We start from the raw sequence: 16219 nt of genomic DNA, 5'->3' as shown, positions 1-16219 counted from the left end.
CATGGTGCGGAAGGAGAGACTTGAACTCTCACACTTTGCAATACTAGAACCTAAATCTAGCGCGTCTACCAATTCCGCCACTTCCGCACAATTTTTCAACTTACTAGTAGGTAACGCTAGCAAGGGTGATAACTCAATTCTAAAAGAATATCTACGTTATCGAATATGGGGCGACTGAAGGGGATTGAACCCTCGACAACCGGAATCACAATCCGGGGCTCTACCAACTGAGCTACAACCGCCATAGTGGTCGGTGATAGAGGATTCGAACCTCTGACCCCCTGGTCCCAAACCAGGTGCGCTACCAAGCTGCGCTAATCACCGAACATACAAGTTAGAATGCATCATTCTTAACAAGTGTGCGCATTATAGATATTGTGTGTAAGTCTGCAAGTCTTTTTAACTAAAAAACGCATATTTGATCGTTTTCAATTAAATAGGAATAAAAACAAACAGCACCAGTGCAAAAAACAATCAGGATGAATTAATTCACTGCCAAAACTGTATTTACATTAGTGTGCGTAATCAAAGAATAATGGGGCGACTGAAGGGGATTGAACCCTCGACAACCGGAATCACAATCCGGGGCTCTACCAACTGAGCTACAACCGCCATTTATCATTCATTACACAACCACTATAATAACTATAATGGTGCGTCCGAGAGGAGTCGAACCTCCGACCTCACCCTCCGGAGGGGCGCGCTCTATCCAACTGAGCTACGGACGCATGAATAATATCTTACGTCCAACAACGGATCTCGTCTAGGCAAATCCGGTTATTCGGCCTGAAAATGTCGTATCACCACAAAGCCTGTATCTTTTATAACCAAGTAAAATGCAACAAACACTGTTACAACTATTTAACCTAAGGCTAGGTAAGGATATAATGGCTAACAGTACTAGGGATTTATTATAACAAAAGTCACCCACTGACTAACAATACCATTAATTAGGGAGCTAAAAAGAGCATGCATAAATTACGAAATATTCTAATCACTTTATCAGCATCACTGCTATTTGCATTCACTGTAAACGCAGGCCACAATTCTGCTGAATCAGTTGCAGAACGTATTGCTCCTGTTGGCCAAGTATACCTACCAGGTGAACTTGCTCCTGTTGTTGCAAAAAGCACAACACCTGCAGAACCGCGCACAGGCGAGCAAGTTTATACTGCTACTTGCAACATGTGTCACGGCAGTGGCCTTGCAGGCGCACCAATTAAAGGTAATGCAGATCAGTGGGCACCACGTATTGCCCAAGGTAAAGCAACATTATATCGCCACGCAATCGAAGGCTTAAATGGTGTAATGCCTCCACGTGGTACTTGTGCTAATTGTTCTGATGATGAACTACATGCCGCTGTTGATTACATGATCCAAGGTCTATAACACCACAGCAGAGTATGTGATAACAAAAAATTATGACGCTAAGCCGTTATAAGACACAGACTTTCGATAGAGCCACTAATTTATTTAGTGGCTTTTTTTGACCCACAGTTATCCACTGCTAGACTTTATCACTATAAGACTTCGTTTTTTTAGTGATTAAAGACCATTAGGATGCCAATTGTGAACAAGGACCGTCTTTCAATACAACCGCGACCACGTAATACCAAGCTCATGAATTTAGCTTTATCTCATTCGTTACGTACCCAGCGGGCATTATTTCTAACGCAACTAAAATCAGCTTTACAGCTATTGCAACAAACTCAACAACGCTTTGTGCTCTTACTGATCAAAGTGGATAACATCGCTGACGTTGAGCGCAACTTTGGCAGTGAGCTCAGTAATAAATTAATTTCGACCATCCGCGAGCATTTACTATCATTAACCTCGTGCAATGATTGTTTAGTCAATTTACAAGGTGATGAGTTTGCCTTGTTAAAAACAGACATCACCGATGCGGATAGCGCTTTAGATCTAGCCAAAGAAATTCAATCGCAGTTTCGGTTTAGTTTTCAGGTTAACCATTATAAAATTCTCTGCAGTAGCAGCATCGGCATTAGCTTGCAGCAAGCGCCACATTCCGTCAGTCAAGTATTGAAAGATGCCGACATCGCCCTCAAGAACGCACAACAACAAGGTTTAGGTCACTATCACCTGTCCACAGCATTACCATCACCCGTTAAAAACACCCAAGCTATACAGCAACAAGATAAGCTCACTCACGCCATTATTAACAACGATATATTGCCTTACTACCAACCCATTATTCAGCTAAACAGCAATCGACTGATTGGCTTTGAAGTGATCGCCCATTGGCATGAGGAAGAACAGAATAGTGATAAAGGAGATAATAATTTTATCTCCTTAGCCGAGAACACCGATATTATCATCGCCCTTGATCTGCATATTATTAATCAGGCTTGTTTACAGCTAAAAAAATGGCATAACTCGCACGTTGATAATCAACAAATCATATTAACCATGAACTTATCTGCCAAACACCTGATTCTTGATGGCGCTGTTGAACATTTAATTTTTATTATTCAGCAGCAACAGATACCACCGCAGCGCTTAGTCTTTGAGTTTAGAGAACATGAATTTATGGCACACAATAAATTTGCCATCCGCGCACTGGAAAAGTTACGTCAAATTGGGGTTCAAGTGGGGTTGGATGATTTTGGTAACGGTTTTAGTTCGCTAAACGCGTTCTTTCAGTACCCCATTGATTTTGTCAAAATAGACAGCCATTTTACCAACCGTATGTTGATGTCGAAAAAAGACTTGTCGTTAATTCGGGTAATTAGAGATATTAGTCATGATATGGGTTTTAAAGTCATCGTAGAAGGCATTAACAACCCACAACAGCACGCCAAGTTAATCGAGTTAGGTTGTGAGTTTGGTCAAGGCAATTATATCGCTCAGCCGATGGATTATAGGCAAGTGAATCGCTTATTAGAACTCTAACAAGCGATTTGAAATCTAGCTATCGTACTTTAATAAATTATTTAAGTTACTTATTAACCTTATTTATTAAACAATGCTCTCAGATTAGCGACGCCACGTTTACCTTTTGCTTGTTTTTCGACTGGCGAATCAGGTACTTTACGTAAATCCCATTCCAGATCATCTTGCGGTAACTCTAACAAGAAACGGCTTGGTTCTGGTTTTACCACTTCACCATATTGACGACGCTCTTTGCATAACATCATGAACAAGACTTTTTTCGCACGGGTGATCCCCACATACGCTAAACGACGTTCTTCTTCGACATTCGGATCATCATCAATCGAGCTTTGATGTGGTAAGATCCCCTCTTCCATCCCTACCATGAACACGTACGGATATTCCAGACCTTTAGAAGCATGGTAAGTCATTAGCTGCACTTGATCAGAATCGTCTTCGTCTTCATTACGCTCCAGCATGTCGCGTAACGTTAATCGAGTAACCACTTGTGCCAGCGTCATCTCTTCATCGAGATCATCACCTTTGAGCATTTCAGTCACCCAACGATACAGCTCAGACACATTCTTCATGCGCATTTCAGCGGCTTTTGCACTGGCACTGGTTTCGTATAACCAATCTTCGTAATGAATATCACGGACCATATCACGCACAGCATCAATACTGTCACTGCGTTGCTCTTGGTCGGCTAATTCCACTAACCAACGTGTAAAGCCGCGTACAGCGATTAAACCACGGCCAGTGAGCGTCTGCTCAAGTCCCATTTCAAAACTCGCTGCAAACAAACTGATGTTACGTATGTTGGCGTAATTACCGAGTTTCTCTAACGTTGTCGGGCCTATCTCACGACGCGGTACATTGACCACACGTAGAAACGCATTATCATCATCCGGATTCACTAATAATCGCAGATAAGCCATCATATCTTTGATCTCGGCACGCGAGAAAAATGACGTACCACCACTGATCTTATACGGAATACGGTTGGTCATTAACGCTTTTTCAAATAACCGTGACTGATGGTTGCCACGGTATAAGATCGCGTAGTCTTTATATTCGCTGCGCGCCATAAACTTGTGCGCTAACATTTCCGATACTACTTTTTCAGCTTCATGCTCTTCATTTTTAGTAGTGAACACTTTAATCGGTTCACCATAACCAAGTTCGCTGAATAAGCGTTTATTAAATTCATGCGGGTTATTATCAATTAAGATATTGGCCGCTTTTAAAATACGCTGAGTTGAACGGTAATTTTGCTCTAGCTTCACCACTTTCAAGCCAGGAAAATCACTCTGCAATAACGTCAGGTTTTCAGGTCGGGCACCACGCCACGAATAAATCGACTGGTCATCATCCCCTACAACGGTAAACTTAGCACTGTGGCCAACCAGCAATTTCACCAATTCATATTGGCTGGTATTAGTGTCTTGATATTCATCCACCAATAAATAACGGATCTTATTTTGCCAGCGTTCACGCACCTCTTCATTTAAGCGTAATAACAAGGTTGGCATCATGATCAGATCATCAAAATCCAAGGCGTTATAGGCTTTCATATGACGGAGGTAATCTTCATAACACTGGGCAAATAATTTGTCTTGTGGCATCTGTGCACGGGTCAGCGCTTGTGGTGGTAATACCAACTCACTTTTCCAATTGGAGATAGCACTGCGCAATTGGTCGATCAACTCTTTGTCTTCTTCTAAAGTATCTTGAGTCAGCTCTTTTAATAACGCTAATTGGTCTTGATCGTCAAACAAGGTAAAGGCTTGCTTGATGCCTAAGCTTTTATATTCTTTACGAATAATATTCAGCCCTAAGGTATGGAATGTAGAAACCATCAAGCCTTTTGCTTCTTTTTTACCTAATGTCTGAGCGATACGCTCCTTCATCTCTCGCGCTGCTTTATTGGTAAACGTTACCGCGGCAATATTCTTGGCCTGGTAGCTGCAGTTTTGCACTAGATGGGCAATTTTGGTGGTAATAACACGCGTTTTACCACTCCCGGCACCAGCAAGTACCAAACACGGTCCAGAAATATATTTAACAGCTTCATCCTGACGAGGATTCATTTTCATAGCGATAACACCAGACTAAAACATGAGGGAAAGAGGTAGAGATTAGATTGTAGCAAAATTTACATACAAAAATGCCAGTTATAAATAACTGGCATTTTTTATACATCAAAAACGCAATCAAGAATTACTTGATTTTGCCTTCTTTGTAGATAACGTGCTTACGAACAACTGGATCAAATTTTTTGATTTCCATTTTTTCAGGCATGTTTTTTTTGTTCTTATCTGTAGTATAGAAGTGACCTGTACCAGCAGATGAATTCAAACGAATTTTATCGCGCATAATCTAGTTCCTTAAACCTTAACACCACGGGCACGCATTTCAGTTAAAACTGAATCAATACCTTTCTTATCGATAACGCGCATACCTTTAGCAGTAAGACGTAATTTAACAAAGCGATTTTCGCTCTCAACCCAAAAACGGTGTGTATGTAGGTTTGGCAAGAAACGGCGACGTGTGCGGTTTTTTGCGTGAGAAACGTTGTTACCAACAGCTGGTTTTTTACCAGTGACTTGGCATACTTTTGACATAGTGTGCTCCAATAACTTCAAATATAAGTGTCTACATAGTCGCATTTGAAGCTACTAGGTATACTTTTAAAGCTCGGTTTATACAGCAAACCCAAACACAAATCAATAATAGTGCAAAATATCACCATCTTTAATCACGTCAAAATAGCGCTAAAAACAAGCTGAGGCGATGGCTTTATGAGCACAAAAGCAAAAAAACAGTTTAAAACACAAAGATAAGGCCAAAAACAAGCAATAAAAATTAAATCATAATAATTGCAAAAAGTATTTCAATTCGCCTAAATGGTCAAATGCGTAAGCCGTTATTTCAGGTTATAATCCCCACTCCTTGATAGTGAGTTTACACCATGCTTAGCGATATAGAATTAATTAACCTCAGACAACTCTTCCCCGTATTATCTCAACAAGTGAACGATCACCCGTTAATTTATTTGGACAATGCCGCCACCAGTCAAAAGCCATTATGTGTGCTTGAGGCAATTAATACCTATTATCGTGATATCAACGCCAATGTCCATCGCGCATCGCATGCATTAAGCGCGCAAGCCACCTCTGCTTATGAAAATGCCCGTGATATCTGTGCGCATTTTATTAATGCTAATAGCAGTAAAGAAATTATCTGGACCCGCGGCACTACCGAAGCCATTAACTTAGTCGCAAACTGCTTAACCAGCAGTATTCAAGCAGGCGACGAGATCATCATTTCGACCTTAGAGCATCACGCTAATATCGTGCCTTGGCAGATGCTCGCACAGCGCACAGGCGCGATTATCAAAGTTATCCCGTTATTACCGTCTACAGACCTCGATATGCAGGCCTATAAACAGCTCCTGAGCGCTAAAACCAAGTTAGTGGCAGTCAGCCATGTATCCAATGCAATCGGCACGGTGAACCCGATAGAGGAGATCATCGCATTAGCCAAACAAGTCGGCGCTAAGGTATTAATCGATGGTGCTCAAGCTATTTCGCATTGGCATGTTGACGTCCAAGCGCTGGGGTGTGATTTTTATGTGTTCTCTGGCCATAAAATGTATGGTCCAACCGGTATCGGCGTGCTTTGGGGTAAAGAACAAGTCCTTAATCAACTACCGCCGTGGCAAGGCGGTGGCGAAATGATTAAAACCGTGAGTTTTGAACAGACTACGTATAATGAATTACCGTTTAAGTTTGAAGCGGGTACCCCGAATATTGCCGGAGCGATTAGCCTAGCCCGCGCCATGACATTTTTAAACAGTTATGACCGTCAGGCATTAGCAAGCCACGAGGCTGCATTACTGGCTTACACCACTGCTGAACTGGAAAAAATGCCCCGCATTAAAATCATCGGCTCACCACATCACCGTGCTGGCGGCGTTAGTTTTATTATTGGTGACGCACATAATGGCGATGTTGGTATGTTGCTCGATTTACAAGGTATTGCCGTGCGCACTGGCCATCACTGCGCCCAACCCTTGATGCATAGCCTAAAATTATCCGGCACTATTCGTGTTTCGCTAGCCATTTATAATACCAAAGCAGAAATCGATTTTTTCATTAAAGCATTGAATGAGCTACTCGATTTACTCTAAGCATTAGCCATCTCCGCACATGTACTGAATATGAACGACGCACTCAGATTGTATTCAGTATCAATGTTGTTTAATAGCATCATCAACATTGTCTAGAACATTAGATTAAAAATTAATTAGAACGCTGCCGCTACAACGATAACGATAACGATAACGATAACGACAATAGCTGCAGCAATAACAACAAACGAAAGCCACCGGTTTTCAGGAGATTTAAGATGCTAAAGAAAACAATTATCGCACTCGCAGCAACGATCGTTATGTTACCAACATTGGCAATGGCAAAAGGTAATGGCCATGATGATCACAACAAACAATCAATTCATTACACTGGCCCAGCAATGAACGTCACGACAGTAGCTGAAAACATAGAAAACATAGGCAGTTTCAGCGAAGCTAACGTGGTATTAGAAGGTCAGTTAATCCACCAAATCAGCGCAGACAAATACATGTTCGCCGACGCGACAGGCCAAGTTATTGTTGAACTTGACGATGATATCAAGCTACCAGTAGCCATTGATAACAACACCAAACTACGCATATTTGGTGAATTTGAAGGTGGTTCAACACCTGAAGTCGAAGTAGAAAGCATTAAACTTTTATAATATCGATGCTTTATAATATCAGGCTTTTATAACACCAAACGTTTATAAACGGTTACGTAGCGGCAGTGCTAATTGCGCTGCTAAACCACCAAGTGATGCGCGCTGTAACACCAGTTTACCTTGATACATCCGCGCCATTTCAGCCGCTATATTAAGCCCTAGGCCATGACCTGGGGTTTGTTCATCTAAGCGTTGACCGCGATCTAATACCAACTGGCAATCTGCGTCACTCATACCAGGGCCATCGTCCGCAATCGTCATTTGCAGTAAGCCATCAACCACAACCGCAGAGATAACAATACGCGCTGCCGCCCATTTATATGCATTCTCAATCAAGTTACCGGCCATTTCATCAAAGTCACGGCCATCAACAGCAACTGTTAATGCCTCGTCAAAGGTAAGTTCAACGGCAATATTACGGCTGGCATACAAACGTGAAAAAGCTGACACGGCACTGCTGCATTGTTGGTGCGGACTACATTTAGCGCCTAACAACTGCTTCGCCGCGATTTGCGAGGATGATAAATGGTATTCAATGTGTTGGCGCATTTTCTGTAGCTGTTGCTGTAACAAAGGTCGTTGTGGCGGTTGCGACAGAGCCAATTCATTTTGCATAATACTTAGTGGTGTTTTTAATGCGTGCGCCATATTACCGGCATTGGTACGCGCCTTTTCTAGTAACTGCTGATGATGGTCCAACAAGCGGTTAATATCTTTTACCAGCGGATCGATTTCTTGCGGATAATGGTGCTGAAAATGGGCTTTGTCGCCGTTTTCAATCTCGGCCAACTCTTTACGCAATGTCGTCAGAGGTCGTAGACCCCAGGTTAATTGCAGAAAAATCAAAAGCATAACAGCCAACGCCAAGAGACCCAGACCAATGAGCAAACTACGATTAACACCCTGTAATGCCAGCGCTAAGCTGCTACTTTCTTGTGCCACAGAAACCCAAAAAAACATTTCACTATCAGGTAGTTTTACTTTTTGCTGCAGCACCATTAGTGCTTTGCCAGTGGGGCCATCAGTCACAAAGTCATCAAGACCAAATTCATTATTCAAATGACTAAAGGTAAGTTGTTTTTCCCATAATGAACGCGAGCGTTTTAACACCTGATTATCGGTTTGGATTTGCCAATAAAGTCCCGAATAAGGTTGGTTAAATCGCGGTTCGGACAAGGAGTTAATCGGCATAACATCAAAGGGGATATAGCGATTGGCAGAGTCTAGCGTGGGTGGTTGCACTTCAAGGCGACTTAATAATTCATCTAACGACAAAGTTAATTTGGTCACCAATTCGCTACGCAAATAGTCTTGCATGTAACGCTGCACAGTAAACCCAGTGATCAGGATCAGCACCACGCAACAACCACCGGCTGCAAACAATAATCTATTTTTTAATGAAAAACGTTTCAATCCTGCGCGATCCTATAACCTAATCCACGTACCGTTTCGATCATTTTACTACCGAGTTTTTTGCGTAATCGGCCGACAAATACTTCAATAGTATTGGAGTCACGATCAAAATCTTGCGCGTAAATATGTTCAATTAAGGTAGCCCGAGAGACCACTTGACCAAGGTGGAGCATTAAATAACTCAGCACTTTAAACTCATGTGCAGTCAGCGTCACACTCAAACCAGCATTAGTGACTGTTGATGCCGAGATATCTAAACGGATATCGCCAACGGTCACAATCGATGACGCTTTGCCTGCTGCGCGGCGTACTAAAGCCTGTAAACGTGCAACTAACTCGCCCATTTGAAAAGGCTTTGCCAGGTAATCGTCAGCCCCAGCGTTCAAGCCTTCAATTTTTTCGTGTAATAACGACCGCGCAGTAAGAATAATAACGGGCATAGTCAGGTTTTCAGCGCGCCATTTTTTCAATACCGTTAAACCATCAATTTTTGGCAAGCCTAAATCGAGCACCACGGCATCATAAGTTTCGGTCGAGCCCATAAAATGCGCTTCTTCACCATCATAAGCACAGTCAACAATAAAGCCCTGCGCAGTTAATTGCTGCTGCATTTGTTGAGCTAATTGCGGTTCATCTTCAACGATTAATACTTTCATGCTTACCTATTCTGATTAAAAAAACGTTCAAGTTTATGGCCTTTAATGGCTAACAAACGGAACGTTTTAGCGTCAAAGTCTGCTTTGACCACATTACGATCGGCATCGAGAATTTTGATTTCGTATATCCAAATATCATCTTCGCTGTAATCGTCGTCTTTTTCGAGTTCGACTTTAATTACTCGACCGTTAAAGTCACGCTCAATAATGGCGAGTAAATCAATAAACGGACTGATCTCCTTCGACTTCACTGCAGCCGTGACTTCGTCAAGATCTTCTTCGTATTCGATATGCGGCATCGCCACACTTTGCCATGACATAAAGATTAGCATGACAGTTAATAAGATTCGTGTTTTCATAGGTTCTAGAGTACCGTTGTTTAAATGAATAGAACATTAACAGGGTCAAATTTTGCTAAAATATTATTACTTAATACTGATTTTGCTAAGCCCAGTCACGCTTGCTAATCCAGCTCATAATCAGCCAGAAAAATCCATCGCGCAAGTGATTGAACTGCTTGTTGAACAAGGTTTTCATGATATTTCTAAAGTTGAATTTGATTATGACGATAATCGCTATGAAATTAAAGCGCGTAACGCTAACAACGACAAAGTTGAAATAGAACTGACTACCACAGGTCAATTTATCTCAGTCGAAGAAGATTAATTTTACCCTACCAGAGCACTTCTGGTCGCTAATACAAGAATAATCAGGAATATTCATGACCGATTTCTCGTCAAGCCCATTTGGCAACTCCATCACCAGTACGGATGTGCTGACGTTATTAACCGCACAAGCTGGCTGGCAAAATAAATACCGCCAATTGATCCAACTTGGTAATAAGATCCCAGCATTAAGTGATGATTATAAAATAGCAGAAAATCAAATTAAAGGCTGCGAAAGCCAAGCTTGGTTAGCCTTACATTGCGATAATGACGAGCGATTATGGTTTGGTTTAGATTCTGACGCCCGTATAGTTAAAGGCTTAATGGCAGCATTATTAGCCGCAGTTAACGGTAAAACACGTGCCGAGATCGCGACGTTTGATGTCGATGATTACTTTGCGCAATTAGGTTTTATGCAACAACTGAGTCCATCACGTGGCAATGGTTTAAAAGCCGTTATTGCAGCAATTAAAGCGGCTTAAAGTTAACGATACTAATCTAACATACCGCTAAATGAATTGATTCTGCAAACCGCTCAAGACATCCGCGTTGTCTTAAATAAAGGCGCTTAAACAAGGGCATCCATGCCCTTGTATGTTTGCGCCACCAATATCATTTAACTAATTAGTTTAGTGCGTTTATTTCTGCAAGTTTTTAACGATCAACGCCGTCCCCATACCACCGCCAATACACAACGATGCTAAACCGTAATCGACACCACGCTTTTGCATTTCGTGTAATAACGTCACCGTAATACGACCGCCAGATGCACCTAATGGATGACCGAGGGCGATAGCGCCACCGTTAACATTCGTTTTATCTGCAAACCAATCCATATCCACATTGTGTTCTTGAGTCAGGTTAGTCATTACCCCTAACGCCTGCGCAGCAAAGGCTTCATTAAGTTCTAACAACTCCATTTGTTCCAATGACATGTCAGCACGTTTCAACGCTTGCTCAATCGCAGGTACCGGACCTAAGCCCATTACTTGCGGATCAACACCACCTTGACCATAAGCTATCAGTTCTGCCATCGGTTCTAAACCATATTTTTCTACCGCAGCAGCAGAGGCCAAGATGATCGCCGACGCGCCATCATTAATACCAGATGCGTTTGCCGCTGTCACAGAACCATCCGTTTTAAATGCTGGGCGCAATTTAGCTAAACCTTCCACGCTGGTATTATCTTTTGGATATTCATCAGTCGCAAAGCTTTGTGTTTGACGGCGCACCTTGATTTCAACGGGTACAATCTCGTCAACGAAACGTTCAGCGGCAATAGCTGCAACCGCTTTATGTTGGCTACCCACTGCAAACGTATCTTGTTGTTCACGGGTTAAACCAAACTGATCAACGATATTTTCCGCTGTCATGCCCATGTGGTAATTATTAAATACGTCAGTCAGTCCATCGTTGATCATGGCATCGACCATCGTCATGTTGCCCATTTTAGAACCAAAACGAGTTTTCGCGGGCATCAAATAAGGAATGTTAGACATGCTTTCCATACCTGCAGCAACGACGATATCGGCATCTCCGGCTTTAATGTGTGCAGCACCGTCCATGATGGTTTTCATGCCGCTACCACAAATCATATTCAGCGTATAAGCAGGGACACTAGCAGGAATACCCGCTTGCATAGCGGCTTGACGACCCGGCCCCATACCTTGACCAGCACTAATCACATTACCAACAATCACTTCATCAACGTGCTCTGGATTAACCTTTGCGGCTGCCAATGCGCCTTTGATTGCCGTTGCACCTAACGTAGCCGCATCAACACCGGCTAAGCTGCCACCAAAACTACCAAGGGCCGTACGCTTTGCTGCAACAATAAATACTTTATTCATACCTTGTTTCCTTACTTGATGTGATTAGTTTCATTTTCAAACATATGTTTGAATTGTATCACAAGTTATTAACATAACCGAATTTAGCGCAGTCAAACCTAAGCAATCTTGAAAGCAACGAGTTGTATTAACGATGCCATAAGGTAAAGGTTTAAGGTAAGTACAGTAAGTTAACGGTGATGAATAAGGATTTTAGATAGGTCAAAATTGAGGATGGCTTTGAATACAATAAAACCAGTGAATACAAGGAGTACCCACTGGTTTCAATCACGCGTCAGCGCTTAACCGTATTAGTTAAACGGATATGTTAACTAGCTTCTTCAGGTCGATAACGTGCTTCTCGTTCGGCTAATTTTTTCAATACCCGTGAAGCGGCGATTAAACCAAAACTGGCCGTCACAGCGGTTGAAGAACCGAAGCCACTTGAACAATCCATGCCTGTAGCGCCGTCAAGAAAGTTCTTGGTCGAACATACTTCGCCATCGGTTCCCGGGTAAATTAATTGCTCGGTCGAGAAGACACATTCAATACCAAAGCGACTCGTTGGGTTTTTACTGAAGTTATGTAAACGACGCAGATCAGAACGCACTTTAGCCGCTAATGGATCTTGATTTGTTCTTGATAAATCCAGTACTTGGATTTGGGTTGGATCAATTTGACCACCCGCAGCGCCAATGGTAATGCATTTTATTTTTTGGCGATTACAGTGTGCTAATAGTGCCGTTTTTGAACGTACGCTATCAATCGCATCAATTACGTAGTCGAAATCTTTGCTTATGTGTAGGCCAACATCATCGACAGTGATAAAGTCATCGATTGGATTCACGATACATTCTGGATTAATGGCACGAATACGTTCAGCCATTACATCAATTTTCTGCTTACCGATAGTGTCTTTTAAGGCATGAATTTGACGGTTGGTATTAGTCACACAAATATCATCCATGTCGATCAGGGTTATCTTGCCGATACCTGAACGCGCTAAAGTTTCAGCAGCCCAAGAACCCACACCACCAATACCAATCACACATACATGCGCTTGACTAAAAAATTGCAGTGCCTTAACGCCATATAAACGCGCAATACCACTAAAACGATTGTCATATTCAGCTGACATACCTTACCCTAAATCAAGCAAAAAACGCATTATACTGATTCAGTTCGATAACACAAAGTTTGCAGTCAATAACACTTTCATCAGAAACGTATTATTGAGGGCCAGACTAGACAGCTTTTTCAAATTTGTGCATTTAAGATGAGGTTTTAATTTAACGGATTTACGCTATGTTTAATCTACTGACTTCTGCACTGGCTTCACAAACACGTTTATGGGCTGGCACCAAAGCAGCAAAAACCACGATTAATGAGCAAGATCCGTTAATCATGTATGATAATGAATCCGACCCACTATGTCGCTTAGTACGTGAAGCAATTTCAGAATTGAATTTGGATGTGCTTATTATTCCTTGTCCAAAAGGCGGAGAGCGTCATAAGCAACAGCTACGAGAAATGTATAGCACAGATAAAATTCCGTTCCTGATCGATAAAAATACCCAAACTATCCTCAACTCTGCGTCTGAGATCATCACTTATTTATACAAGCATTATGGCAATTGCAGCGCGCCGATCCGATTACGCGCTAATCTGTTTAACTATGCGAGTTCAACAACAGCATCGTTAATTCGTTTTAATGCAGGTAAGACAAAAACACCCGCAATCGAACCAACTGACCCGCTGGTTTTATATAGCTTTGAAAGTAGCCCTTATTCTCGTCCAGTTCGTGAAACCTTGTGTGAATTAGAACTACCGTATTTGTTGGTGAACTTAGGCAAGCAAAGCTTTGGTGAACTGGGTCCTGCAACAAGACGTTTAAGCCCTGGTGAATATACACCGTTACCAGAAACCAAGCGTAGTGCGTTTTTTGCGGAACATGGCACAGTACAAGTACCCTTCTTGAAAGATCCTAATACCGATGTGGATATGTTTGAGTCTAAAGCGATAGTGAAGTATTTAATGGCGACTTACGCGCTTTAATTTCCCCCCGCTTCTGTATGGCAAGAGTACATACTACTTGGATGCATTCTTGCTGCTGATAAAACACAGAGAAACACCCGAGTTTAACTTATTCAGCCCTTAAAATAGAAATCACCAGACACAAAAAAGCCCGCTAAACATCGTCATGTTTAGCGGGCTTGATTAACTACACCTTGATGGTTACATCAGGTATTAGCCAACGATTTTTTTCATGTCTGACATGTAGCCACGAAGTTTCTTACCGATAACTTCTACAGGGTGATTACGGATTTCTTCATTCACATCAATTAAACGAGCATTATCAACACTGTTAGATTCAGCAGTGAATGCAGAACCCATCAATTCAGTTGGTAGCGCATTTACGTAGTCACGTAGTTGTGGACCCGCTTCATGAGCAAATAGGTAACAACCGTATTCAGCTGTATCAGAGATAACAACGTTCATTTCATATAAACGCTTACGTGCAATCGTGTTCGCGATTAACGGCGTTTCATGTAGTGACTCGTAGTATGCAGACTCGTCAACGATACCAGAAGCAACCATGCTTTCGAATGCTAGTTCAACACCCGTTTTAATCATAGCTACGAATAATGTACCGTTGTCGAAGAATTCTTGTTCGTCAATAACGATGTCTGATTCTGGGTAGTTCTCGAATGCAGTTTCGCCAGTCTCTTTACGCCATTTAAGCAGGTTAACGTCATCGTTTGACCAGTCAGCCATCATCGTTGATGAGAAGTGACCCGTGATGATGTCGTCCATGTGCTTTTCAAATAATGGGCGAAGAGTCGTTTTCATTTCTTCAGCCATTTCGAAGGCTTTAATTTTAGCAGGGTTAGATAGACGATCCATCATGTTAGTGATGCCGCCATACTTAAGTGCTTCAGTGATTGTTTCCCAACCGAACTGAATCAATTTACCTGCGTATGCTGGTGACTTACCGTCAGCAACCATTTTATCAAATGCTAGGATTGCGCCTGTTTGTAACATACCGCACAGGATAGTTTGCTCACCCATAAGGTCAGATTTAACTTCAGCAACAAACGAAGACTCAAGAACACCAGCACGATCGCCACCTGTAGCAGATGCGTATGCTTTAGCAATCGCAAGACCGTCACCTTTTGGATCATTTTCAGGGTGAACAGCGATTAGTGTTGGAACACCGAAACCACGTTTGTATTCTTCACGTACTTCAGAACCAGGACACTTAGGTGCAACCATAACTACTGTAATGTCTTTACGAACTTGCATGCCTTCCTCAACGATGTTGAAACCGTGCGAGTAAGCTAGCGTTGAATCTTGTTTCATCAACGGCATGATAGTTTCAACAACATTTGAATGCTGTTTATCAGGAGTCAGGTTTAATACTAGATCCGCTTGTGGGATTAAGTTTTCGTATGTATCTACAACGAAACCATTTTCAGATGCATTTAGGAAAGATTGACGTTTTTCAGTAATTGCTGCGCCACGTAATGCATAAGAAATATTAAGACCAGAATCACGCATGTTTAGGCCTTGGTTAAGACCTTGCGCGCCACAACCGACTACTACTATGTTCCAATCTTTAATGAAGTTACAACCGTCAGTAAATTCACTGCGATCCATAAAACGACATTTGCCTAGTTGCTCTAACTGTTGGCGTAAGTTTAAAGTGTTAAAATAGTTAGCCATGCTGCTCTCCATGAGAATTTAATAATTTAAATGTGCCATCACTACTCCAGTGATGCGCTATGTATTCACTATATGCTAAGTTACTCATTGCTGGAAATGATATATTTACAATACAGTGTTGCATTTTATGCAACGTAACCATTTATCCAATGCGAAATAGGTTAATATCAGCTTTTAAAATAGTGAAACAGAGACTGGGCATACAAATACTTCACAGATCAAAGCATAAACAGTTTTTTACCCTATT

16 protein-coding genes and 5 tRNA genes are annotated in these 16219 nt (G+C 41.9%); 7 read left to right on the top strand and 14 right to left on the bottom strand.

Features of this window, described 5'->3' with window-relative positions; genetic code table 11:
• Nucleotides 1–2: 2 nt before the first annotated feature.
• From A923_RS0119360 to A923_RS0119340, 5 genes are all read right to left on the bottom strand, one after another.
• Nucleotides 3–87, bottom strand: a tRNA-Leu gene (locus A923_RS0119360).
• 79 nt (nt 88–166) lie between these two features.
• Nucleotides 167–242: transfer RNA gene (locus A923_RS0119355), tRNA-His, on the bottom strand.
• Between the two features lie 5 nt (nt 243–247).
• Nucleotides 248–324, bottom strand: a tRNA-Pro gene (locus tag A923_RS0119350).
• Nucleotides 325–536: 212 nt separating this feature from the next.
• Nucleotides 537–612, bottom strand: a tRNA-His gene (locus A923_RS0119345).
• A 39-nt stretch (nt 613–651) separates the two neighbouring features.
• Nucleotides 652–728: transfer RNA gene (locus A923_RS0119340), tRNA-Arg, on the bottom strand.
• Between the two features lie 241 nt (nt 729–969).
• Here A923_RS0119340 and A923_RS0119335 point away from each other — a divergent pair.
• Both A923_RS0119335 and A923_RS0119330 read left to right on the top strand, forming a co-directional pair.
• Nucleotides 970–1389, top strand: coding sequence for a c-type cytochrome (locus tag A923_RS0119335; protein ID WP_017223348.1), 420 nt, complete (start codon nt 970–972; stop codon nt 1387–1389).
• A gap of 171 nt (nt 1390–1560) precedes the next feature.
• Nucleotides 1561–2910: a bifunctional diguanylate cyclase/phosphodiesterase gene (locus tag A923_RS0119330; RefSeq protein ID WP_017223347.1), complete on the top strand. Its 1350-nt coding sequence runs from the start codon at nt 1561–1563 to the stop codon at nt 2908–2910.
• A 59-nt stretch (nt 2911–2969) separates the two neighbouring features.
• On the opposite strand, the gene rep is transcribed toward A923_RS0119330, so the two are convergent.
• The 3 genes from rep to rpmB all read right to left on the bottom strand — a co-directional run bounded on the left by rep (nt 2970) and on the right by rpmB (nt 5513).
• Nucleotides 2970–4985 carry a DNA helicase Rep gene (gene rep, locus A923_RS0119325; RefSeq protein WP_017223346.1) on the bottom strand — a complete coding sequence of 672 codons (2016 nt, stop codon included), beginning with the start codon at nt 4983–4985 and terminating at the stop codon, nt 2970–2972.
• 124 nt (nt 4986–5109) lie between these two features.
• Entirely contained in the window at nt 5110–5265 is a 156-nt protein-coding gene (gene rpmG / locus A923_RS0119320; protein ID WP_017222427.1) for a 50S ribosomal protein L33, read from the bottom strand.
• An 11-nt stretch (nt 5266–5276) separates the two neighbouring features.
• Entirely contained in the window at nt 5277–5513 is a 237-nt protein-coding gene (rpmB, locus tag A923_RS0119315) for a 50S ribosomal protein L28 (RefSeq protein WP_017223345.1), read from the bottom strand.
• A gap of 347 nt (nt 5514–5860) precedes the next feature.
• Here rpmB and A923_RS0119310 point away from each other — a divergent pair, with 347 nt between their 5' ends.
• Together A923_RS0119310 and A923_RS0119305 are read left to right on the top strand one after the other, a co-directional pair.
• Nucleotides 5861–7081 carry a cysteine desulfurase gene (locus A923_RS0119310; RefSeq protein ID WP_017223344.1) on the top strand — a complete coding sequence of 407 codons (1221 nt, stop codon included), beginning with the start codon at nt 5861–5863 and terminating at the stop codon, nt 7079–7081.
• Between the two features lie 218 nt (nt 7082–7299).
• On the top strand, nt 7300–7686 hold the full coding sequence (locus tag A923_RS0119305) for a YgiW/YdeI family stress tolerance OB fold protein (RefSeq protein ID WP_017223343.1): 387 nt from the start codon (nt 7300–7302) through the stop codon (nt 7684–7686).
• Nucleotides 7687–7728: 42 nt separating this feature from the next.
• On the opposite strand, the gene A923_RS0119300 is transcribed toward A923_RS0119305, so the two are convergent.
• From A923_RS0119300 to A923_RS0119290, 3 genes are read right to left on the bottom strand one after another with little or no spacing between them, the layout of a single operon-like run.
• A complete protein-coding gene (locus A923_RS0119300; protein WP_017223342.1) occupies nt 7729–9099 on the bottom strand; it encodes an ATP-binding protein in 1371 nt (456 codons plus the stop codon).
• Nucleotides 9096–9755 carry a response regulator gene (locus A923_RS0119295; protein ID WP_017223341.1) on the bottom strand — a complete coding sequence of 220 codons (660 nt, stop codon included), beginning with the start codon at nt 9753–9755 and terminating at the stop codon, nt 9096–9098. The genes A923_RS0119300 and A923_RS0119295 overlap by 4 nt, the downstream gene beginning before the upstream one ends.
• Nucleotides 9756–9757: 2 nt before the next feature.
• Nucleotides 9758–10114, bottom strand: coding sequence for a PepSY domain-containing protein (locus A923_RS0119290; protein WP_017223340.1), 357 nt, complete (start codon nt 10112–10114; stop codon nt 9758–9760).
• A 52-nt stretch (nt 10115–10166) separates the two neighbouring features.
• Between A923_RS0119290 and A923_RS0119285 the strand changes: the two genes are divergently transcribed.
• Both A923_RS0119285 and A923_RS0119280 read left to right on the top strand, forming a co-directional pair.
• Complete coding sequence (locus A923_RS0119285; protein ID WP_017223339.1) at nt 10167–10421, top strand: PepSY domain-containing protein; 255 nt, start codon at nt 10167–10169, stop codon at nt 10419–10421.
• Between the two features lie 55 nt (nt 10422–10476).
• Nucleotides 10477–10902 carry a SufE family protein gene (locus A923_RS0119280; protein WP_017223338.1) on the top strand — a complete coding sequence of 142 codons (426 nt, stop codon included), beginning with the start codon at nt 10477–10479 and terminating at the stop codon, nt 10900–10902.
• 156 nt (nt 10903–11058) lie between these two features.
• Here the strand turns inward: A923_RS0119280 and A923_RS0119275 are convergent, their stop codons facing one another.
• Entirely contained in the window at nt 11059–12270 is a 1212-nt protein-coding gene (locus A923_RS0119275) for an acetyl-CoA C-acetyltransferase (RefSeq protein WP_017223337.1), read from the bottom strand.
• 307 nt (nt 12271–12577) lie between these two features.
• Nucleotides 12578–13387, bottom strand: a complete 810-nt coding sequence (gene tcdA / locus A923_RS0119270) for a tRNA cyclic N6-threonylcarbamoyladenosine(37) synthase TcdA (protein WP_017223336.1) — start codon at nt 13385–13387, stop codon at nt 12578–12580.
• 167 nt (nt 13388–13554) lie between these two features.
• Between tcdA and A923_RS0119265 the strand changes: the two genes are divergently transcribed.
• Nucleotides 13555–14304 (top strand): glutathione S-transferase N-terminal domain-containing protein, encoded by a 750-nt coding sequence (locus A923_RS0119265; RefSeq protein WP_017223335.1) that lies wholly within the window; start codon nt 13555–13557, stop codon nt 14302–14304.
• Nucleotides 14305–14496: 192 nt separating this feature from the next.
• Here the strand turns inward: A923_RS0119265 and ilvC are convergent, their stop codons facing one another.
• A complete protein-coding gene (ilvC, locus tag A923_RS0119260; protein ID WP_017223334.1) occupies nt 14497–15972 on the bottom strand; it encodes a ketol-acid reductoisomerase in 1476 nt (491 codons plus the stop codon).
• Between the last annotated feature and the right edge of the window lie 247 nt (nt 15973–16219).

This window comes from Moritella dasanensis ArB 0140 (genome assembly GCF_000276805.1).
In the GTDB taxonomy this organism is placed as follows: domain Bacteria; phylum Pseudomonadota; class Gammaproteobacteria; order Enterobacterales; family Moritellaceae; genus Moritella; species Moritella dasanensis.
This window is presented reverse-complemented; position numbering and strand designations above follow the sequence as displayed.